This window comes from Amycolatopsis sp. NPDC054798 (genome assembly GCF_053611505.1).
Genome location: NZ_JBSHAM010000011.1, coordinates 12,063 through 29,549, shown reverse-complemented (window position 1 = coordinate 29,549; position 17,487 = coordinate 12,063). Strand labels below are relative to the sequence as shown.

Annotated in this window: 20 protein-coding genes and 2 tRNA genes; 4 read left to right on the top strand and 18 right to left on the bottom strand. The window is 66.3% G+C overall.

Annotated features, from left to right (window positions below):
- Positions 1-9: 9 nt before the first annotated feature.
- Positions 10-1,074, top strand: a complete 1,065-nt coding sequence (locus ACWGIC_RS09685) for an ankyrin repeat domain-containing protein (protein WP_452075478.1) — start codon at positions 10-12, stop codon at positions 1,072-1,074.
- On the opposite strand, the gene ACWGIC_RS09680 is transcribed toward ACWGIC_RS09685, so the two are convergent.
- Positions 1,071-1,703, bottom strand: a complete 633-nt coding sequence (locus ACWGIC_RS09680) for a TetR/AcrR family transcriptional regulator (protein ID WP_452075477.1) — start codon at positions 1,701-1,703, stop codon at positions 1,071-1,073. The two genes, ACWGIC_RS09685 and ACWGIC_RS09680, sit on opposite strands and share 4 nt — an antisense overlap.
- 75 nt (positions 1,704-1,778) lie before the next feature.
- On the opposite strand from ACWGIC_RS09680, the gene ACWGIC_RS09675 reads away from it, so the two are divergent.
- Positions 1,779-2,219: an ester cyclase gene (locus ACWGIC_RS09675; RefSeq protein ID WP_452075476.1), complete on the top strand. Its 441-nt coding sequence runs from the start codon at positions 1,779-1,781 to the stop codon at positions 2,217-2,219.
- Positions 2,220-2,239: 20 nt separating this feature from the next.
- On the opposite strand, the gene ACWGIC_RS09670 is transcribed toward ACWGIC_RS09675, so the two are convergent.
- The 5 genes from ACWGIC_RS09670 to ACWGIC_RS09650 all read right to left on the bottom strand — a co-directional run bounded on the left by ACWGIC_RS09670 (position 2,240) and on the right by ACWGIC_RS09650 (position 6,479).
- Positions 2,240-2,887, bottom strand: a complete 648-nt coding sequence (locus ACWGIC_RS09670; RefSeq protein ID WP_452075475.1) for a hypothetical protein — start codon at positions 2,885-2,887, stop codon at positions 2,240-2,242.
- Positions 2,888-3,557: 670 nt separating this feature from the next.
- On the bottom strand, positions 3,558-4,265 hold the full coding sequence (locus ACWGIC_RS09665) for a hypothetical protein (RefSeq protein WP_452075474.1): 708 nt from the start codon (positions 4,263-4,265) through the stop codon (positions 3,558-3,560).
- A gap of 672 nt (positions 4,266-4,937) precedes the next feature.
- On the bottom strand, positions 4,938-5,096 hold the full coding sequence (locus tag ACWGIC_RS09660; RefSeq protein ID WP_452075473.1) for a hypothetical protein: 159 nt from the start codon (positions 5,094-5,096) through the stop codon (positions 4,938-4,940).
- A gap of 107 nt (positions 5,097-5,203) precedes the next feature.
- Positions 5,204-5,341: a hypothetical protein gene (locus ACWGIC_RS09655; RefSeq protein ID WP_452075472.1), complete on the bottom strand. Its 138-nt coding sequence runs from the start codon at positions 5,339-5,341 to the stop codon at positions 5,204-5,206.
- Between the two features lie 562 nt (positions 5,342-5,903).
- Positions 5,904-6,479: a hypothetical protein gene (locus tag ACWGIC_RS09650; protein WP_452075471.1), complete on the bottom strand. Its 576-nt coding sequence runs from the start codon at positions 6,477-6,479 to the stop codon at positions 5,904-5,906.
- A gap of 156 nt (positions 6,480-6,635) precedes the next feature.
- Here ACWGIC_RS09650 and ACWGIC_RS09645 point away from each other — a divergent pair, with 156 nt between their 5' ends.
- On the top strand, positions 6,636-7,409 hold the full coding sequence (locus tag ACWGIC_RS09645) for a DUF5710 domain-containing protein (protein ID WP_452075470.1): 774 nt from the start codon (positions 6,636-6,638) through the stop codon (positions 7,407-7,409).
- 23 nt (positions 7,410-7,432) lie between these two features.
- Here the strand turns inward: ACWGIC_RS09645 and ACWGIC_RS09640 are convergent, their stop codons facing one another.
- The 3 genes from ACWGIC_RS09640 to ACWGIC_RS09630 form a co-directional block, all read right to left on the bottom strand.
- Complete coding sequence (locus ACWGIC_RS09640; protein WP_452075469.1) at positions 7,433-7,597, bottom strand: hypothetical protein; 165 nt, start codon at positions 7,595-7,597, stop codon at positions 7,433-7,435.
- Positions 7,598-8,530: 933 nt separating this feature from the next.
- Entirely contained in the window at positions 8,531-8,839 is a 309-nt protein-coding gene (locus ACWGIC_RS09635; protein WP_452075468.1) for a DNA cytosine methyltransferase, read from the bottom strand.
- Positions 8,840-8,973: 134 nt separating this feature from the next.
- Positions 8,974-9,513 (bottom strand): hypothetical protein, encoded by a 540-nt coding sequence (locus tag ACWGIC_RS09630; protein ID WP_452075467.1) that lies wholly within the window; start codon positions 9,511-9,513, stop codon positions 8,974-8,976.
- A 100-nt stretch (positions 9,514-9,613) separates the two neighbouring features.
- Between ACWGIC_RS09630 and ACWGIC_RS09625 the strand changes: the two genes are divergently transcribed.
- Positions 9,614-10,321, top strand: coding sequence for a hypothetical protein (locus tag ACWGIC_RS09625; protein ID WP_452075466.1), 708 nt, complete (start codon positions 9,614-9,616; stop codon positions 10,319-10,321).
- A gap of 276 nt (positions 10,322-10,597) precedes the next feature.
- Here ACWGIC_RS09625 and ACWGIC_RS09620 read toward each other — a convergent pair whose 3' ends face one another.
- The 9 genes from ACWGIC_RS09620 to gyrA form a co-directional block, all read right to left on the bottom strand.
- Positions 10,598-10,783 carry a hypothetical protein gene (locus ACWGIC_RS09620; RefSeq protein WP_452075465.1) on the bottom strand — a complete coding sequence of 62 codons (186 nt, stop codon included), beginning with the start codon at positions 10,781-10,783 and terminating at the stop codon, positions 10,598-10,600.
- Between the two features lie 139 nt (positions 10,784-10,922).
- Complete coding sequence (locus ACWGIC_RS09615) at positions 10,923-11,279, bottom strand: hypothetical protein (protein ID WP_452075464.1); 357 nt, start codon at positions 11,277-11,279, stop codon at positions 10,923-10,925.
- An 87-nt stretch (positions 11,280-11,366) separates the two neighbouring features.
- Positions 11,367-11,442, bottom strand: a tRNA-Ala gene (locus ACWGIC_RS09610).
- A 30-nt stretch (positions 11,443-11,472) separates the two neighbouring features.
- Complete coding sequence (locus ACWGIC_RS09605; protein ID WP_020663676.1) at positions 11,473-11,643, bottom strand: DLW-39 family protein; 171 nt, start codon at positions 11,641-11,643, stop codon at positions 11,473-11,475.
- Positions 11,644-11,799: 156 nt separating this feature from the next.
- On the bottom strand, positions 11,800-12,567 hold the full coding sequence (locus tag ACWGIC_RS09600) for a phosphotransferase (protein WP_452075463.1): 768 nt from the start codon (positions 12,565-12,567) through the stop codon (positions 11,800-11,802).
- Complete coding sequence (locus tag ACWGIC_RS09595; protein ID WP_452075462.1) at positions 12,564-13,961, bottom strand: hypothetical protein; 1,398 nt, start codon at positions 13,959-13,961, stop codon at positions 12,564-12,566. The genes ACWGIC_RS09600 and ACWGIC_RS09595 overlap by 4 nt, the downstream gene beginning before the upstream one ends.
- 92 nt (positions 13,962-14,053) lie before the next feature.
- Positions 14,054-14,127, bottom strand: a tRNA-Ile gene (locus ACWGIC_RS09590).
- Positions 14,128-14,177: 50 nt separating this feature from the next.
- Complete coding sequence (locus ACWGIC_RS09585) at positions 14,178-14,831, bottom strand: DUF3566 domain-containing protein (protein ID WP_452075461.1); 654 nt, start codon at positions 14,829-14,831, stop codon at positions 14,178-14,180.
- A gap of 35 nt (positions 14,832-14,866) precedes the next feature.
- Positions 14,867-17,461, bottom strand: a complete 2,595-nt coding sequence (gyrA, locus tag ACWGIC_RS09580; protein ID WP_452075460.1) for a DNA gyrase subunit A — start codon at positions 17,459-17,461, stop codon at positions 14,867-14,869.
- Between the last annotated feature and the right edge of the window lie 26 nt (positions 17,462-17,487).

Genomic DNA, 17,487 nt, shown 5'->3' with positions numbered 1-17,487 from the left:
AAACCCGCGATGCGCAAGCGAAAGACGCTGCCGAAGAACTTCGACGAAATGTTGACGTCCGCGTCTCTCGCCGAACTCCAGGCAGTCTTCGCACGCACCGAACTGGACGCGCACGGTGGATACGGCAAAGAAACGGCGCTCGGATACCTCGACTGCCCGGACGAACTCGTCGTCTGGCTGGTCAGCCAGGGCCTCGACGTGGACGCGGCCGACCAGTACGGCAAAACTCCACTGTGGACTCGCGCCGCGAGAGGCGAAGCTGCCCAGATCCCCTTGCTGCTTTCCCTTGGCGCAGAACTGGAACGGCCGCACTCCCTCCACGGCACCCCGTTGCACGGCGCGGCCAGCCATCAGCGACCAGCAACAGTGCGAGTGCTGATCGAACACGGAGCGAACGTCCACGTCACGATCGGCGAAAACCCGGGCCGCACCCCGCTGATGTCCGGTCTGCGGAACACCTCGAACATCGGAATCGCCGGAATGGCCGAAACTGCCGCACTTCTCCTCAAAGCCGGCGCGGCCGTGACCGACCAGGCGCGAGAGCAGGTACGCCGGATCGGCACCGACTTCGAGTTCCACCGCGAGGGTTTCAACCCCGATTACCTCGCCGAGACCGACGCGGGGTTGCGCGAGTTGTACCGCTTGTTCGACGTCGAGCCGATCCCGCCGCGGCTGACTCACGACGGCAGCTCCCCGATCACGGTGCCCGACGGCACCTGGCAGGAGCAGCACCGACTGCTGTGGGAACTGCTCGTGCCGTCCTCGGGCGCGGCGAAAACCGTTCAGGGAGAAGCGATCCGCCTGACCGGAAAGGTCGCTCGCGAGGTCCTCGACAACGGCAGCGGGAACTGGGACCGAGACTTCCGCGCCATGACCGACACGCTCCCCGGCTACCTCGCGTCAGGAACCCCGCTGCCCGACACCGAACTGCGAGAAGCACAAGCGCTCGCCAAGAGCACCCGCTCCGGCAACGGCACCGACGAAGAATTGGCCCGGCTGTCCGAACTCGCCGTCGCTTGGGTCCGGCTCAACTCGACCCCGTTGCCGCTCGCTTCGCCCAGCTACCGCCGTTAGCCGGACAGCACCGTACGCAACTGCCCGGCCAGCCACTGTTCGTAGGCCGCGGAGGTCCAACCGCAGCGCCGCACGAGCCGGTCGTACCCCTCGGGCGCGGTCAGCGTCCAGACGGCGTCGACCGTTTCGTCGAATTTGTGCGCCAGCAGTTGCCCGCGTTCGGCGATGCCGCGGAGGCTCATCGTGTTGCCGCGCCGGCGTTCGGAGTCGATGGTCGCCACGAAGTCCTCCAGCACCGGATCGCCGCCGGGACCGTGTGCGACCAGTACGCCGAGCAACGACCCGACCCGGTCGTAGATCGCGCGAGTCCAGGCGGCGTAGGCATCCGAGTAGGACGGCACGTCGACCGCGTCGGCCACCTGCCGGAACTCGGGGCGCTCGCTCATCGGCCGCTGGTCCTCGTCGCCGGCGAGCATGACGTCGTAGACCGCCTTGATCACCTCGGCTTTGCCGCCGACGGAGTTGTACACCGTCTGCGGGCTGACCCCCGCCGTTTTGGCGAGTCCGGTGATCGTCATGCCCGGGTAGCCTCCGCCGCCCAGCAGCAAGCCGCGCGCCGTCCGCACGATGTGCGTGCGGGTGGCCTGGGCTTTCTCCTCCCGCTGCGGGGCACTGTATTGCCTTGCCACGACTCTCCCCATCCGTTAGATTCAGATTCCACTGGATTTGGATTCCAGCCAAGTCCGGAGAGTAGGAGCGTAGCCGTGAACAACCCCGCACGCACCGCCGCCCTTGCCGTCTTCGACGCGATCAGCACCGGAGAACTGTCCGTACTGGACGACCTGGTCACCGACGACTTCGTCGACCACGGATCGCCGTTCCCGCTGCCGCCCGGCCCCGCGGGCTACCGGCAGATCCTCACCTTCGTGCACCACGTGCTGAACATCCGCTACACCGTCGAAGACATCTTCGACACCGACGACCGCGTCGTCATCCGCGCGACCGCCACCGGAACCGGCGTCGACGCGATCCACGGCGCGGGCACCGAGGGCAAGCCGTACCGGATGACCACCGCGCACATCTACCGCACCGAAGGCCCGTTGCTCGCCGAGCACTGGGGTGTCCGGGACGAACTCGGCGCTCGCATCCAACTCGGCGCGATTCCGGCTCCCGACCCCGCTGCCTTCGCTCCGCAAAAAGCCTGAACGTCCGCCGAAACCGACGATCAGGCCGGATCGTTCACAGACAGTCCGAGCGAAAGACTGCGCACCATCCGATACCTCCGGAACCCGCTGCCGCGCACTCCCGGAAACTCCTGCACCTTCCTCCATTCGTCCGACACTCCGACCGTCCCCCGGCCGGACCGCGCCAGCGCGTCGCGATGCGATTGTTCATCGGTCCATTCCGCGTAGTTGAGCACTCGGGTCCCGTCAGTGCTGACATGGAAATGCCCGGATATCCCACCCGGCGCGGGTTTGTCCTCACTGGACAGCGCGCCGAACACGGTGTCCACCCAACGCCGCTGCCGCTGCGCGTCCGCGCCGTCGAACTCGACGCTCACCACGACAACGCATCCCGGAATCGCCGAGTTTTCCCGATTTCCGCTGCGGTACAACCGATATTCCACCGGGTCACCGCCGGAAACCCGACGCACGAAACCGGGATCAGCTGTTCCGTCCGTCCATTGGGTGTAGACCAACGACGCTTCGTCAGCGGTACTGGCCAACGAATTGAACGAAATCAGCCCAGCAGGCCACGGCTCTTTCTTGAACCGAGCAAGCACCTCCGCCGCCTCGACGGTCGTTTCGACAACCAGCACAGCATCGACGTCCGTACGCGCGAAGTCAGGCCGCGCGACCTCGTTGACCGTCATGAATATCCCTTCGTGATCAGTGGTGACTCCCGAAGGATGGAACTTCAAGAGAAGTTGAAGTCAAGCCAGCCGCCGCCTCGCCGGAGGCGAAACAGGCCGAGTCCGGGATCGCACTGCAGAACTTGACCACCGCCCCGGCCAGGCGAAAACCTATGCCGGACACCCGGTCTACGACGCCTGCGCCGTCATGAACCCGTTCCTGATGCAGCAAGCGGGTTTTGTGTTCGGCCCCGGCAGCGTCTTCCTGCAATGTGCCAGCTCACCGGCAAGAACGAAACCTACAAACTGTCCCTCGGCATCAGCCAGGAGCAGTACCAGAGCGACGACATGTCGAGCGACCGGGACACCGTGTGGCAGCTGGTCACCGACCCGGAATCGCACAAGTCGGTCAAATCCCATCTGCATCGCCCCAGCCACCTTTCCGCGTTCGGCCCGCTGTGCACGAGCGCAGGTGCACTCACTGAGAGTCGGCGAGGCCACCGTGCGCGTTTCACCAGCATTTTTCTGTTTACAAGTTCGAATGCTGGCATGGGAATGAGCGGAACGCCTGGTCACGGCAGGCAGCAGTTGCGCCAAAATGGGCGTGCCCGGCACCGGTGGGCAGCAGTTCGTGGACCAGGTTGTGAAACGTTGGCTGCAAGAACTGTCAGTTAACTGTGAGTCTGCGGTCCTACGTAGCCATAGATGGCGGCCCGCCAAGACGACGCAGCTCGTCCACGCACAGGTGGCCGAACTTAGTGACCGTCCACTCGTTGCCCCACATCAAGCCGCCTTCGCCTTGACCGGTAATCATTCCAAGGTGCTCCAGCCGAGCGAAGATCGCGTCGAGAACGTGAGCCACTTCGGGCAACTCGTCGGCTACCACCTTGTTCTGACCTGCTGGCACACGCTTCTGCCAGGCACGATCGGTGACCATTAGAAGAAGAACCTTCAGGTCGAAAGGATCGAGCGCGGCGACGGCCGAGAACATCCGAGCTTTTTCGTCGACGACTGCGTCGTCCGAAGCCAGTACTCCTTCTTCTGCGATGCGGCCATAAAACCTGACACGTTCCTCGTCGACCGTCAGCTGGGCGGCCTCAAGGGCACGACCGAGAAGCTCGAGCTTGCGGTCGCTACCCATGGCAGTTGTGAATAGGTGATCAGGGTCTTGACTGGTGGCGCTTAACGCCAACTCCACACGTGCGCGCCGACGATCCATCAGTCGTACAAACGCTGCTTCCGTCGTCTTGCTGAAGCCTGCTGCGATGCCTCCGATCGCAGCAGCTGAGGTCGGATCCATGCCCAGATACATCGCCATGGTCTTCGTAACCTCATTGGCGACATTGCTAGCGACTTCGCCCGCAGCCACCCGCATCAAGTTGGCGTGTCCCTCGTCCACGGGTCGAATGTACGCCGCGCGACACGCCGAAGAACCTTTTTCTCGCGACACGCCGGACGAATTACATCCATGTAGCCCCATGGCTACGCACAACACTGACCTGCGGATATACGAAGATTCGAGCTCCTGCCCCTATGCATGTGGGTAACTTGGGGAGCAATATGCGCAGGATGAGCCGCTTGCCCACAGGTTGTCCACATGCCGGTCCCCAGGCGGATTTGCCCTCAAGCTTCCGGGGGATCCAACATGTCGCCCAGGCGTTCGAGGGCCACAAGCTCCGAGACGCTCGACAACCGTTGTGGCGTAGCCGGCTGCGCCACAACACGTTCGCCTCGAACCCGAGGCTTCCCGTACGGGAGATCCACTGTGAATGACCGGGCTAAACGACGGAGTAAGCGCCAAACCAGGGGTAAGGGCCCTGGCCGGCGCCGCTCCGTCGAACTCCAAGCGCAGTACCTGAAGCTGCTGATCGCGCTGATCCCATTGATCACCCCGATCGCGCAGCACTACTTGCGCTAGCTACAGAGCCCGCCGGGTGGAGCCGCAGAGTTCTGCCCGGCGGCTTCCCCGCCAGGGTGGTCGATCAGACCGAATCCGGCAACAGCCGCGAGTTAACGATCGCGCTCTCGATGGTGGCACCGTTCGGCGAGCCGCCAGGACAGGCCACATCGGCTACGCCGCTGCGGACGGGAGCACCGCGTAGATCTCGCTCGCTGGGCGATTCGCGAGGTAGTCGAAGCATGGCGTGCACAGGACCCCGTCTTCGCCGTGCGGGTTGTCGCCGCACCGGTAGCAGTTCCCCGCGTTCGCTTCCGGTTGCTCGTCGGCCATCCCCGGGTCTCCGTTCTCGTCGCTCGTTCCGACGAGGCTAACCCGCAGGCAGACTGGCTCTCCGACGACGAAAAGTGGTGTCGGTCGCTCCCGAACTCGACAGGCAGTCACCTCCGACGGGACCGGCGAGGTTTCGGTTCGAGTCCCATCTCCTGCAAAAGCACGAGCACCCGTTCCCGCCCGGGATCGAATTCCGCAGTGTCGGCCGAGGCCTGGATCAGGTCGGCCAGTGCCATGCCGGGCATCCGGTCAAGCATGTCGAGCCAGCGCGCCATGTCAGGAGCCCCCACTCGCCGTGGAAGGTGATCAGCAGTTCGCCGTCGGTGCCGCGCATCACTGGTACCGGACCGGTGTCGTCGTCATGCTAGAACGGCACCCGCACCGCCCGCGCATGCACCGCAGCGGCGTGCTCCCGGATCCGTTTCGCGACCTCAGCGCGCTTGAGCTTCTTCTCGTGTTGAGTGACCATGGCGTGCTCCTCAAGACAGAGCCGAGTGGATGCTTCCCCCCACCTGTCCGACATGCCCACACTGGAACACATGTTCGATATTCGGCAACTGGATCCAGTACGTCTACGGCTTACGCACGCCAGGCGACCCAATGCCACTGATTCGGCAAGGGACTGCAGCATGAGTGGATAGTGGTGGATAGTCTGCGTTATTCTGTACATGTCGTGACAACCCAGGTTGTCACGACAGAGGAGAGGTCTATCCCTCGTGAGAGTGCAACGTCGTGGACGTTGCACGAGTCGCAAGGCCAGGTGCACCCGGGGAATACCGGGACCCTGGCCTTACGCATGCACCGAGGTCAACATCCGGTCTCGACCTCGACTTCGATCACGCAGTCGGCAAGTGGCTCGAAGCAGGCGTCGCAGCCGTGCAGCTTCGCGCGGACGGCACCGGCCACAATGTCGGCTACCCACAACAGCGGCTCGGCCGTCCCTGGGACATGGTCGATCCTGAACCGTGCGCCTTTCGGCAGCGCGTAGCGGGCCTGCTGAACTGCGCGGATGTCACGTGCGTTCAAGGCTGTTGTTCGACCTTCCGCGATCAGGTGCGCGACGCCGATGTTGTGCAAGTCGGAGACGAGGCGTTGCAGGCAGAGGGCGCGGCCGCGCTCCTGGCGACGCAGCGGCACCGGAGTCCCGACGGCCACGAGGTGCAGTTCGTCGAAGTCGGCGACTCGTTTGGCAGCCTCGTGCCGTTGCGCATCCGTGAGCACCTGCCAGTGCAGCTTGCCAGTGCGGGACCCGCGCAGCCCGAGCATCACCTCGCGCAGATCTGAATGTCGGTCGACCGGCAGCACCGCGGCTGCGAACACGTAGAAGCCCCCTCCGTCGTTCTCGTGGAACGACTCGTCGGCGAAGGCCTGCAGTTCGGACATCAGCTAAGAGTAGGACCGAGACCTGACAGGAAATGCCGCGTATCGCGCGAGTGCTCCATCCGGGTCACGGTGCCCTCTGAATCGCTATCCCTGTCAGTGTCGCCTTGCACACTGGCCGTAGTTACTGGACGAGAGTACGCGGGAAGGGGAGGACTCGTGACGGAGGACCGGATCTGGCTGGACGTGCCGTTCCAGGAAAAGGACGACGCGAAAGCGATTGGGGCGCGGTGGGATCAGGCTGCGAGACGCTGGTATGCGCCGCGGCAGGGGATTGCAGGGTTGGCACGGTGGGCCGCCCGCGAGGAGGTCCCGGAGTTGCTGCCCGGGGAAGACCACGGCTTCGGCTCGGGCCTGTTCATTGATCTCGTTCCGAGTTCGTGCTGGTTTACTAACGTGCGCTCCTGCGTCTCCGTTCAGGACTGGGAGCGGTTGCGGCGCATGCTGCTTCGTCGTGCTCAGTCCAGGTGCGAAGCGTGCAGGCGCAGCGAGGACCGCGACGCGAAGCGATGGCTGGAAGCGCACGAGCGATGGTCGTTCGACTCGGCGACCAGGACGCAAAAGCTTGTCCGGCTGATCTGCCTGTGCACCGATTGCCATCAGGCCACCCATTACGGCCTGGCACAGGTCCGCGGCCGGGACGCGGCCGCGTTCATGCACCTGCGCACCGTGACGGGCATGGGCGAACAGGCCGCGCGCGAACACGTCCGGGAGGCGTTCGAGGTGTGGAGGTTCCGCTCACGGACTTCGTGGTCACTGGATCTGACCATGCTGACCGATGCGGGCATCACCCTGGCCGAGCCGCCGCGCGCGCACGACCGCGGCGCGATAGCCGAACGCGAACTCAGCACCCAGCGGCAGCGCGACGCCGATAACGGCGGGCGGCCCAGTCCGCCAGCCCAGCGCCGCCGCCGATGGTGGCAACGAGCTTGAAGACGCTGAACGATGCTCGCGTTTCACGCGCGTACGGCCAGGGCCCCGGAGGACTGCCGGTTATCCACTGTCCGGTACCGCACGTCCAGCAGGCAAAGGGTCAAGATCGAAGAACGAGGGACGACGAGAAGGGCGACGACTGTGGTGATGGTGCACTGCGAGTACTGCTGTTTTCGGGTGAGACTCACCCAACGCGGCATCGTGCCGGTCCACTACTCCGAAGCAACCAAAGGCATGTTGACACACCGTGAGCAGTTGCCCTGCGACGGCTCAGGCGGAACCCGCTTCCGTGCGACCGTTCACCGCTGCTCCCGACCACGCAGCGGCCAAACCTGCCCCTGCTGCGGCAAAAAGCGGATGACACTGAACAAGAACGGGCGCTTCCCAGCACACAAAGCACCAGACGGGTCCACCTGCTCGATGTCGGATGCGAACAACCAACGTCGCTGAAGCCATCCGGCCGGTGCTCAGTCGTCCGCTTTTCGGCTTCTTCGACGCCGAACGCCAGGCGGTTGCTCGGCAGCGGGACACACTCGCCGGGGCGTCCCGGACTACCGCTTTACCGCAATACCGCTTTGCCGTAATGCCGTCTTGCAGTACTGCAGTCATACGCTATGGGTTATCGTCGTCTTGCCAGGTTGGAAGGAAGGGCGGACGGCCCGAAGGCCGCCCGCCCGGGAACGACGACGTCACTGCAGGTGTAGGCCCACCAAGCTCGCCACCAGCAGAACGAACATCGTCAAGCGGGTCGCCGTCAGGGTCAGTTGACCTGAAATCCTGACGGTGAGCCCGTCCCGCTCGCCTGCCGATCGCCCGGCAGGCATCTCGCTCGCGGATCGCTCCGCGTGCGACGACGGGTCACCAAAAGCGCCCATCATCTGGCATCACCACCTTCCAAATTCCGTGGGACTGTCAACCCCACAGGTGACGGGACGGTCTCCCGTCACAGCCGAGAGGAAGTGCCTCGTGGCGATGCTGCTCACAGACTAGAGGTCACCGGCGCGGATTCCCGGCCCGCCTCCGCATCCACGGGTTTCGCCGTCATCCTCGACCGCGACGCAAACGGCCGGGCTGCCCCGAAAGTCCCGCAGGTCTTCAGGCAGCCCGGCCATTGCCGTGTGTCAGCGATTGGCGCAGATGTCCTCGCCGCTGATGGTTTCGACGAGGGCGGAGACGAGGGTTTCGGCGGCGGGCGGGTTGACGGCGTTGCCGTAGCCGCGGACTCGGTCACGATTGGAGCCTTTCACCTGGTAGTCCTTGGCGAATCCCATGCCAGCGGCGATTTCGTGCGGAGCGAGCATCCGGAACGTGCACTGCTTGACGGCCGCGGCGGTGTCTCCGACCAGGGCGTAGCGGTCCTTGGTGGTCAGCGTGCCGTTTGGTTCGCTGTCCGGGCGCGCCGGGCCGTTGGAGTAGTAGGCCAGCAGCATGCTCGTCGCCTAAGCGTCGGGTCGCACGAGTCCGTGGTGGTTGCCTTGGGCGGACACGATCGGGAGCGGTCCGTGCACGGGATAGGCGGCGGTTTTCGATCCGCCGCCGCGCAGCAGGGACACGAACGGCTGGATCACCATCGCGGTTTCGCGGCGGCAGGTCTGGGTCCGCAGCGGCTGCTCGACGCGGTCGCGGTGTCGACGCCGGCGCGTTTCGCGACCGGCACCACCAGCGGCGGCACCACCAGGGCGTCGGTGTCGCGCGTGGTGCGTGTGGGCATCGAAACGTCGACGCTGGTCGCCTCCTGCCGCCACGTCCCACCCGCCGGGGCAAGCAGCGGCCGCGCGTGCCGTCGCGGCCCGGCCTCGATCCGGGCGAGGGTCGCCTCGGCCAGCGGGTCCGGGCGACCTTTGCCGTCGACGCGTTCCCCGATCCGCTGCCCCGGGTCGAGCGACCAGTCGATGACCGTGCTGGCGGGCAGCACTTCGGGCTCGACCACCCGGTGCCCGCGCGAGCTGCGCGGACACCGGTACACGTACTGGCCGGTCCTGATCCCGTAGCGGCCCATGTCGGTCCCGGCCTTCTTGAACACCTGCACCGCGGCCACGACCTCGTCGCAGTCCAGGCACCAGGCAGTAGACAGGGGCGTGCCGATGGGCTTGTCCCTCGTCACGCGGCGCGGCTGCGGACGGCGGTACGCCCAGGGACGCAAGCGCGGCCCGGCGCGACACCGGACCTTCGGCTTCCGGTGCGTGCCGGGCTAGAGTCCGACCGTGCAAGCCGCGTACTCGGGGACGACCTACACCGGTAGGCAGTTCCACCACCTGCGCCGCTTGAACGCCCCCGGGGTGTTCAGCGGGATCACCGTGAAGAACTGCGAGTTCTTCGGCTGCGTCTTCGGAGACCAGAGCGACGCGAGCCGACCGGTGCGAGTGACCGACACGACCGTGACCGGAAGCAAGTTCATCAACAACAGCGTCGTCGGTGTGCAGTTCGAGGATGTCACCATCACGAACTCCACCACCGGGACACCGATGGCCTTGGAAGGCTGTCTGTTCCGGAACGTGGTCCTGCGAGGCCGCCTCGGAACCTGGATCGTCAACGGCCTTTGGCACCCCAGCTACCCAGAGACTACTCGATCCGCGTTCGCCCGTTCCGAGCTGGAGTTTTATGCCGGGCTCCGAGCTGCTGGGGAGTTCGCGCTCGACATCTCCGAAGCGAAGTTCCGCAGCGGCGACCTATTCCATCTGCCGGGGGACCTGATCCGGCGCAACCCTGAGTCCCAGTTCCTGGCTCACAAGAAACACGTTGAGCACGCCGACCTGTCCGCCTTGTCCGGGACGCAGCAGCGCTTGCTCAAGCGGGTGGTCAAGAATCAACACGACTCGACTGTCTTGGTCGCGGGGCGCATGCGGGCGGACTTCGCAGCCAGGCTGGCGGACCTGCGCCAGCTGGTCGACCTTGGACTGGCCACGGCGTAGCACCCGGTCGAGCGCCGACCGGGAACGAAGGAACTTCTCCAGTGCCGCAGAGGATTCCGGGACAGCACTCGCCGCAGGGGTACTCCTGCAGGCGCGCATGAGCATGCCGAACTGGGCGCACGTGCCGTCGTCCCTTCGGCAAAAGCCCGGAACCAGCGTAGCTGGCCGCGCGACCGGGCTGGCTGCTGGCGGTGCACGAGACGTTCGCGTGGGCGTGGCACCGGTCCGGGGAGCCGCCGATCGCGGTCCCCGAACCGGCACGGGGCTGTGGCCCGGCTACGACGTCACCGCCGTGTCGTCGTAGCCGCGGGCTGCGGCTTCGGCCGCGTCGACGGTGTTGCGACGGTGCAGTTCCGCTGCCTGTGCCTCTTCAGCGGCGCGGGCGGTGTCGGGGGCCCGGACTTCCCGCAGCGCCCGCTGGGCGCGGTCGATCTTCTCGGCGGTCTCGGCCGCCGTCGGCACCCAGGTTTCGGTCGAGTGCTCGGCGACCGGTCCGGCCGTGGTGACGTTCCCGCACGTCGGCGACGGCCGTCTCCGTGGAATCGCGGGTCTCGCCCGCAGGCTGTTCCGCGACGGTGCCGCAGGTCAGCATAGATCTGCTCTAGGGTGCGCGCTTTAATCCTGGCCAACGGCTCGGCACCAAACGCAGAATTGAAAAACGACGGGCGTACATCTTGTATGTGTCGCGGGTCTCATCGCCGAGTTCGGTCAGCCGCAGCCAATCCTCCATCGCGACGCGCAAGCTGCCCTTCGTTCGAGCGTGGCGCTCCTCGTCGACCTCGGAGATCAACCGGGTCCGGATCCGCTCAGCTTCCTTCTCGTCCGTCGTTGAGTCGGTGAGGTAAAGCCGTTTGCGGGTGTGCGGGTCAACTCCGGCGTACACACAGGCCTGGAACGAGTTGCCCCGTTGTCGGATGTGCCCGCGTTCGCGGGGCTTGTCGCCAGACCTTTGCGCCACGCCACGATCTTGAGAGCACTCGCCGTCACAATGACTGACAGAGATCACTAAACTCGCGGCGATAGAGTTAAAGTACCTGGTCAAACATGGTGGACCTGAGGGGAATCGAACCCCTGACCCCCGCCTTGCAAAGGCGGTGCTCTACCAATTGAGCTACAGGCCCGGGTGCGGACCGAGGTCCGCGAAAGACAGGTCAGTTACGAGACGCGTCCGCGGCCTTGGCCGGCGCGCTGCCGTTCGCCGACGGGGCGGCAGGCGTGGTGGCTTCCCGCCACAGGTCAGCCTCGGCCTTGGCCGCCTTGTTCCGCTTGACGACGAACAGGACGCCGCCCGCGACGACCGCGAGTGCCAACAGCTTCTTCACCTGAAGCCCCCTTCTGAGTGCTTGCGCTACCCCACGATGCTACCGGACCCGTCGCGCGTCCCGTCCAGCGGTTCCGGCTGTCGTTCCACGTGGAACACCGGGAATATCCGGAGTGAGCGGTCCGTTGCACCCGGTGGCCTAGCGGCCGTGCCCGACTCAGCCCTGCCGGTCCTTCTCTTCCCGGCAGGGCTGACCCGTCTCCGCGAGCCGGGCGCGGGTGCCGGCAAGACCCGATTCGACCAGGTCAGGCCGGTCGTTCTCCAGTCCGTACGTCACCTCGTACCACGGACCCAGCTGGTTCCACGCCCACGCGCGGCGACGGAGTTCCGGCGTGACTTCGTACTCCGCGGAGAATGCCTCGACGCACTCCGCCGAGGTCCGGAACAGCAGCCACGCCAGGTCCCGCGCCGGGTCGCCGATCGACACGTCGGACCAGTCGATCACCCCGCTCAACCGGCCGTCGTGCTTGAGCAGGTGCTCCGGCCCGAGGTCGGCGTGGATAACGGTGTCCGCTGGATAGTCCTGGACTTCCGCCAGCAGCTCGCGGCCGCGCTCCGCCAACGAGCCAAGCAATGGCGGGACAGCATCGAGCGCCAGGATTTCCGGCTCAGCACCGAGTTCCCGCGCCTTGCCCACGTCCGCGCCGTGCAAGGCACGAAGGAACCGACCGAGCACCCGGCCGTCCTCAGCGGTCAGTTCACCCGGCTCGCCCGGCACTAGTTCGTGCCGCACAACCAACGGATTTTCCTGCCACACCAACGGAATCGGCACCGCCAACGGCAGCTGCGACGCCAGCCACGGCAACACCCGCGTCTCCCGCAGCAGCCACGCACGCACCTCGTCCCGCTTGGGTCGCCGCTCTACCCACCGTCCGTCCACCAACGTCGCGACGCTGTCCCAGCCCTCGCCAAGCTCCTCGTTCATGCCGGAAGCCCCGCGGCAAAGGCGATCTCCGAAACCTGTTGCCGCTCAAGGGGAAGCGTCCTGAGCAGATCCGCGATCCGTTGCCGCTGCGAGTCAGTGGGCCCGACATACATCGGCAGCACCACCCGGTCCCACACCGCCCCGAACTCCAGATCGGCGATCACGACCTCCCATCCGCCAAGACTGCGATGCAGCCACCAAGCCCGACGCTGAACCGCTGCATCCGCGGAATCCTTCAGCACAGCCAAATCCGCCGGCGACCACAGCTGCGGACTGCCGCTGAGCACTTCGCCCGCCAACCGTGCCGCGACCGAATGGTCGCCAGTCATTTCCTCCAGCAGCCACGGCACGTCCGAAGCGACCGACTTGCCACGAAGCAACGACAACCCCGCCTTCTTCAACGGCAATTCCGCGCTCCGCGCAAGCCCGACAATCTCCGCCCGGTCAAGCTCAGTCCCGGTCTCCGCGAGCCCGGCGTACGCGCGAGCCCGCACCACCGGTTCGGCAGCAGAACGCGCGATCCCGGCGTAGACCGCGACCGGATCCCGCCCCATTTCCTGCCAGCGCACCCGCGCCCACATCCGCACCAGCACCGACCGATCGACCAGAAGTTCTTCCACCACAACCGGATCGAGCTGCGCCGCGGTCAGCTTCACCAACCCCAGCACCCGGCTCTCCGCGGACCGGCCGCGAAGCAACAACTCGGCGATGACGTCCGGTGCCGCCAGGTCGGCGATCACCCGGATCAACTGCCGCCGGACGACCTGGTCCCGTTCCCGCGGCAGCAACCGGACCGCGTCCGGCAAGCCGAGCAGCCCGGACTCGAAGCTGTGCCGGAACGCGGCTCGCCGTACCTCGAAGTTTCCGGAGCTTCGCAAGCACGCCCACGCCGAAGCCTCGTCATTCGAGTCAACCAGCGCACGCAGATAGCGCCCGAGAACCTCCGAACCTCGCCAGCGCTGCGAGATCCGCTGCAACAACGGCACAATCTGCTCGGCCTGTGCGAACGTCGTACGCCGCAGCACCTCTTGCGCGGCCAGTTCGCGAATCACCTCGACGTGGTCGGTCACCCGGACCGCCAACGCCCGGTCGCTCAACGCACCGTCCAAAGCGCTCAACCGGCGAACCGCACGCTCCCGCAGCCGCCCGTCGTAGTGCATCGAAGCCAGCACCAGCACGACCAGCGGAGCGCGATCCAGCTTCCGCTCCTTCAGCGGTCCCAGCACCGGCTTCTCGAAGCGGGGTTGGCGAGAGTAGTAGTCGATCCGCAGCATCTCGCGCGCCTCGACCGAAACCAGCCAAGCCTCGGTTTCGGCCAAGGCGGACTGGTCGTTCCATTGCGCGGCGACCACACCGCGGCTCAGCCGGTGACGGATCTGCGCCGGAGTTTGCATGCGGTTGATTGTGGCGACCGCGTTGCCGGTCAGTCATCCGAAATAGCAGAAGGCCGGTCCGCAGGAGCTGCGAACCGGCCTTCCGGAAAATGTGGGCCCAGGAGGACTTGAACCTCCGACCTCTTCGTTATCAGCGAAGCGCTCTAACCGCCTGAGCTATGGGCCCGTCGAACGAGGAGTACTCTACCGGACCCCTCATCCGCTCTTGCAACGGGGTTACTCACGCTCCGAGAGCGTGACCTCCAGCCCGCCCGCAAGGTCCGCCGACACGTTGTAGATGAACGCGCTCACCGTGGCCAGCGCGGACACCAGCACGATGTTGATCGCCCCGATGATGGCCGCGATGCCGAACACACGACCGGCGCTGATCAGCGGTTCCGGGGACGCGTTCGCGCCCTCGCCGCCGACCAGGGACGAGTACGTGCCGTTCAGTTTGTCCCACACGCCCATGCCGTCGAGCACGGTGTAGAGCACGCCGACCGCGACCAGCCACACGAAGAACATCGCGACGCCGAGCACCAGTGCCAGCTTCAGCACCGACCACGGGTCGAACCGCTTGATCTGCAGGCTCGCCCGCCGCGGGCCCCGGCCGGGGCGGCGCAGTGCGCTCGGCGTCGGCCGGGTGCGGCCGGCGGCCGGCACGTCGGCCGCAGGCGGCGGGGCCTCGCCTCCGAAGAGACGGGGCGCCGCCGTGCCGCTCACCGGGTAGTCGTTCTCGACCGCGGCGGCCGGTTCCGGAGCCGCGGTGGGCACGTCCTCGGTCGCGATCCGCGCCGTGGCCATGGCCTCGGAGTCGCCGCCGCCGTCCTTGGCGGTGCGCTGCCAGGGCGGGTTGGCCGACGCGTCGTCGGCCTTGTCGGATGGTGCCACGTTGAGTCAGTCCTTACCCGTGCGTGGGGCGCCGATCACTGCTCCGGCGCCGTGCCGTCTTCTGCTGTGGGCTCCTGCGGCGTAGCCTCCGCCGCCTCTTCCGAAACGTTCTCGGAAGCCGAAACTTCAGAAGCTTCCTCGGCGGAGTCCTCGCCACCATTGGCGACGTCCGAACCCTCGTCCGCGTTGCGTGCGACCGCGAGAAGAGTGGTTCCGTCACCCAGGTTCATCAGCCGAACGCCCTTGGTCTGCCTGCCCGCCTTGCGCACGTCCCGCGCCGGCGTGCGGATGACCCCGCCGCTGGACGTGATGGCGAACAGCTCGTCGTCCTCGTCGACGATGAGTGCCCCCACCAGCCTGCCACGTTTGCTGTCGTGCTGGATGGTGAGCACGCCCTTGCCGCCGCGGCCCTGTACCGGATAGTCCTCGATCGGCGTCCGCTTCGCATACGCGCCGTCCGTGGCGACCAGCAGGAACTTGTCCGGTTTGACGACGCTGATGCCGAGCAGTTCGTCACCCTCGTTGAACCGCATGCCCAGCACGCCCGACGTCGGGCGGCCCATCGGGCGCAGCGCCTCGTCGGTGGCGTGGAAGCGGATCGACTGGCCGCCCGCGGACACCAGCAGCAGGTCGTCCTCGGCCGCGGCCAGCACCGCGCCCATCAGCTCGTCGCCCTCGCGCAGGTTGATCGCGATGAGCCCGCCCGCCCGGTTGGAGTCGAAGTCGGTGAGCTTCGTCTTCTTCACCAGTCCGCGCTGCGTGGCGAGCACCAGATACGGCGCGACCTCGTAGTTCGGGATCTCGATGACCTGGGCGATCTGCTCGTCCGGCTGGAACGCGAGCAGGTTCGCCACGTGCTGGCCGCGCGCGTTGCGGTTGGCCTCGGGCAGGTCGTAGGCCTTCGCCCGGTACACCCGGCCCTTGTTCGTGAAGAACAAAATCCAGTCGTGCGTGGAGCACACGAAGAAGTGCTGGACGATGTCGTCCTGCTTCAGCGTCGCGCCCTGCACGCCCTTGCCGCCGCGCTTCTGCGAGCGGTACAGATCGGTTTTCGTCCGCTTGGCGTAGCCCGTGCGGGTAATGGTGACGACGACGTCTTCCTGCGCGATCAGGTCCTCGACCGACACGTCCCCGTCGAACGGGATGATCTGGGTGCGCCGGTCGTCGCCGTACTTGTCGACGATCTCCATCAGCTCGTCGCGGATGATCGACCGCTGCCGCTCGGGCTTCGCGAGGATGTCCTTGAGGTCGGCGATCTCCAGCTCGATCTCGGCCAGGGTGTCGATGATCCGCTGCCGCTCCAGCGCGGCCAGCCGGCGCAGCTGCATGTCCAGGATCGCGGTGGCCTGGATCTCGTCGATCTCGAGCAGCGACATCAGGCCCGGCCGGGCCTCGTCGGCCGAGGGCGAGCGCCGGATCAGGGCGATCACCTCGTCCAGCATGTCGAGCGCCTTGACCAGGCCGCGCAGGATGTGGGCCCGTTCCTCGGCCTTGCGCAGCCGATACCGGGTGCGCCGCACGATCACGTCGACCTGGTGCTTCACGTAGTGCCGGATGATCTGGTCGAGCCGCAGCGTGCGCGGCACGTCGTCGACCAGCGCCAGCATGTTGACGCCGAAGTTCTGCTGCAGCTGGGTGTGCTTGAACAGGTTGTTCAGCACGACCTTCGCCACCGCGTCGCGTTTGATCGTGATGACGATCCGCATGCCGGAGCGGCTGTTGGACTCGTCCGCGATGTCGGCGATCCCGGTGATCTTGCCGTCGCGCACCAGGTGCGCGATGTTCTCCACCAGGTTGTCCGGGTTCACCTGGTACGGCAGCTCGGACACCACCAGGATGGTGCGGCCCTTCGCGTCCTCTTCCACCTCGACGACCGCGCGCATCCGGATCGAACCGCGGCCGGTGCGGTAGGCGTCCTCGATGCCGGAGGTGCCGAGGATCATCGCCTTGGTCGGGAAGTCCGGGCCCTTGATCCGCACGAGCAGCGCGGCCAGCAGTTCGTCGTCGGTCGCTTCCGGGTTCTCCAGCGCCCACACGACGCCTTCGGACACTTCGCGCAGGTTGTGCGGCGGGATGTTCGTCGCCATCCCGACCGCGATCCCGGAACCGCCGTTGACCAGCAGGTTCGGGAACCGCGACGGCAGCACGTCGGGCTCTTGGGTGCGCCCGTCGTAGTTGTCGCGGAAATCGACGGTGTCCTCTTCGATGTCCGCGAGCATCTGCATCGCGAGCGGCGCGAGCCTGGACTCGGTGTACCGCATCGCGGCGGCCGGGTCGTTGCCCGACGAGCCGAAGTTGCCCTGCCCGTCGATCAGCGGATAGCGCAGCGACCACGGCTGGGCGAGCCGCACGAGCGCGTCGTAGATCGCCGAGTCGCCGTGCGGGTGGTAGTTGCCCATGACGTCGCCGACGACGCGGGAGCACTTGTTGTACCCGCGGTCCGGGCGGAACCCGGAGTCGAACATCGAGTACAGGATCCGGCGCGCCACCGGCTTGAGGCCGTCGCGCACGTCCGGCAGCGCCCGCGACACGATGACGCTCATCGCGTAGTCGATGTAGGAGCGCTGCATCTCCTGCTGGATGTCGACCGGTTCGATCCGGTCGTGTTCCGGCGGCAAGGTTTCCGTCATGGGGTCCTTCTCGGTGAGCAGTCCTG

Excerpts from the sequence above, each read along its gene's own strand:
- ACWGIC_RS09685 (WP_452075478.1), top strand. The coding sequence starts at position 10 with ATGCGCAAGCGAAAGACGCTGCCGAAGAACTTCGACGAAATGTTGACG.
- ACWGIC_RS09670 (WP_452075475.1), bottom strand. The coding sequence starts at position 2,887 with ATGACGGTCAACGAGGTCGCGCGGCCTGACTTCGCGCGTACGGACGTC.
- ACWGIC_RS09660 (WP_452075473.1), bottom strand. The coding sequence starts at position 5,096 with ATGGCCGACGAGCAACCGGAAGCGAACGCGGGGAACTGCTACCGGTGC.
- ACWGIC_RS09655 (WP_452075472.1), bottom strand. The coding sequence starts at position 5,341 with ATGCCCGGCATGGCACTGGCCGACCTGATCCAGGCCTCGGCCGACACT.
- ACWGIC_RS09650 (WP_452075471.1), bottom strand. The coding sequence starts at position 6,479 with ATGTCCGAACTGCAGGCCTTCGCCGACGAGTCGTTCCACGAGAACGAC.
- ACWGIC_RS09635 (WP_452075468.1), bottom strand. The coding sequence starts at position 8,839 with ATGCTGCTGGCCTACTACTCCAACGGCCCGGCGCGCCCGGACAGCGAA.
- ACWGIC_RS09600 (WP_452075463.1), bottom strand. The coding sequence starts at position 12,567 with ATGAACGAGGAGCTTGGCGAGGGCTGGGACAGCGTCGCGACGTTGGTG.
- ACWGIC_RS09595 (WP_452075462.1), bottom strand. The coding sequence starts at position 13,961 with ATGCAAACTCCGGCGCAGATCCGTCACCGGCTGAGCCGCGGTGTGGTC.
- gyrA (WP_452075460.1), bottom strand. The coding sequence starts at position 17,461 with ATGACGGAAACCTTGCCGCCGGAACACGACCGGATCGAACCGGTCGAC.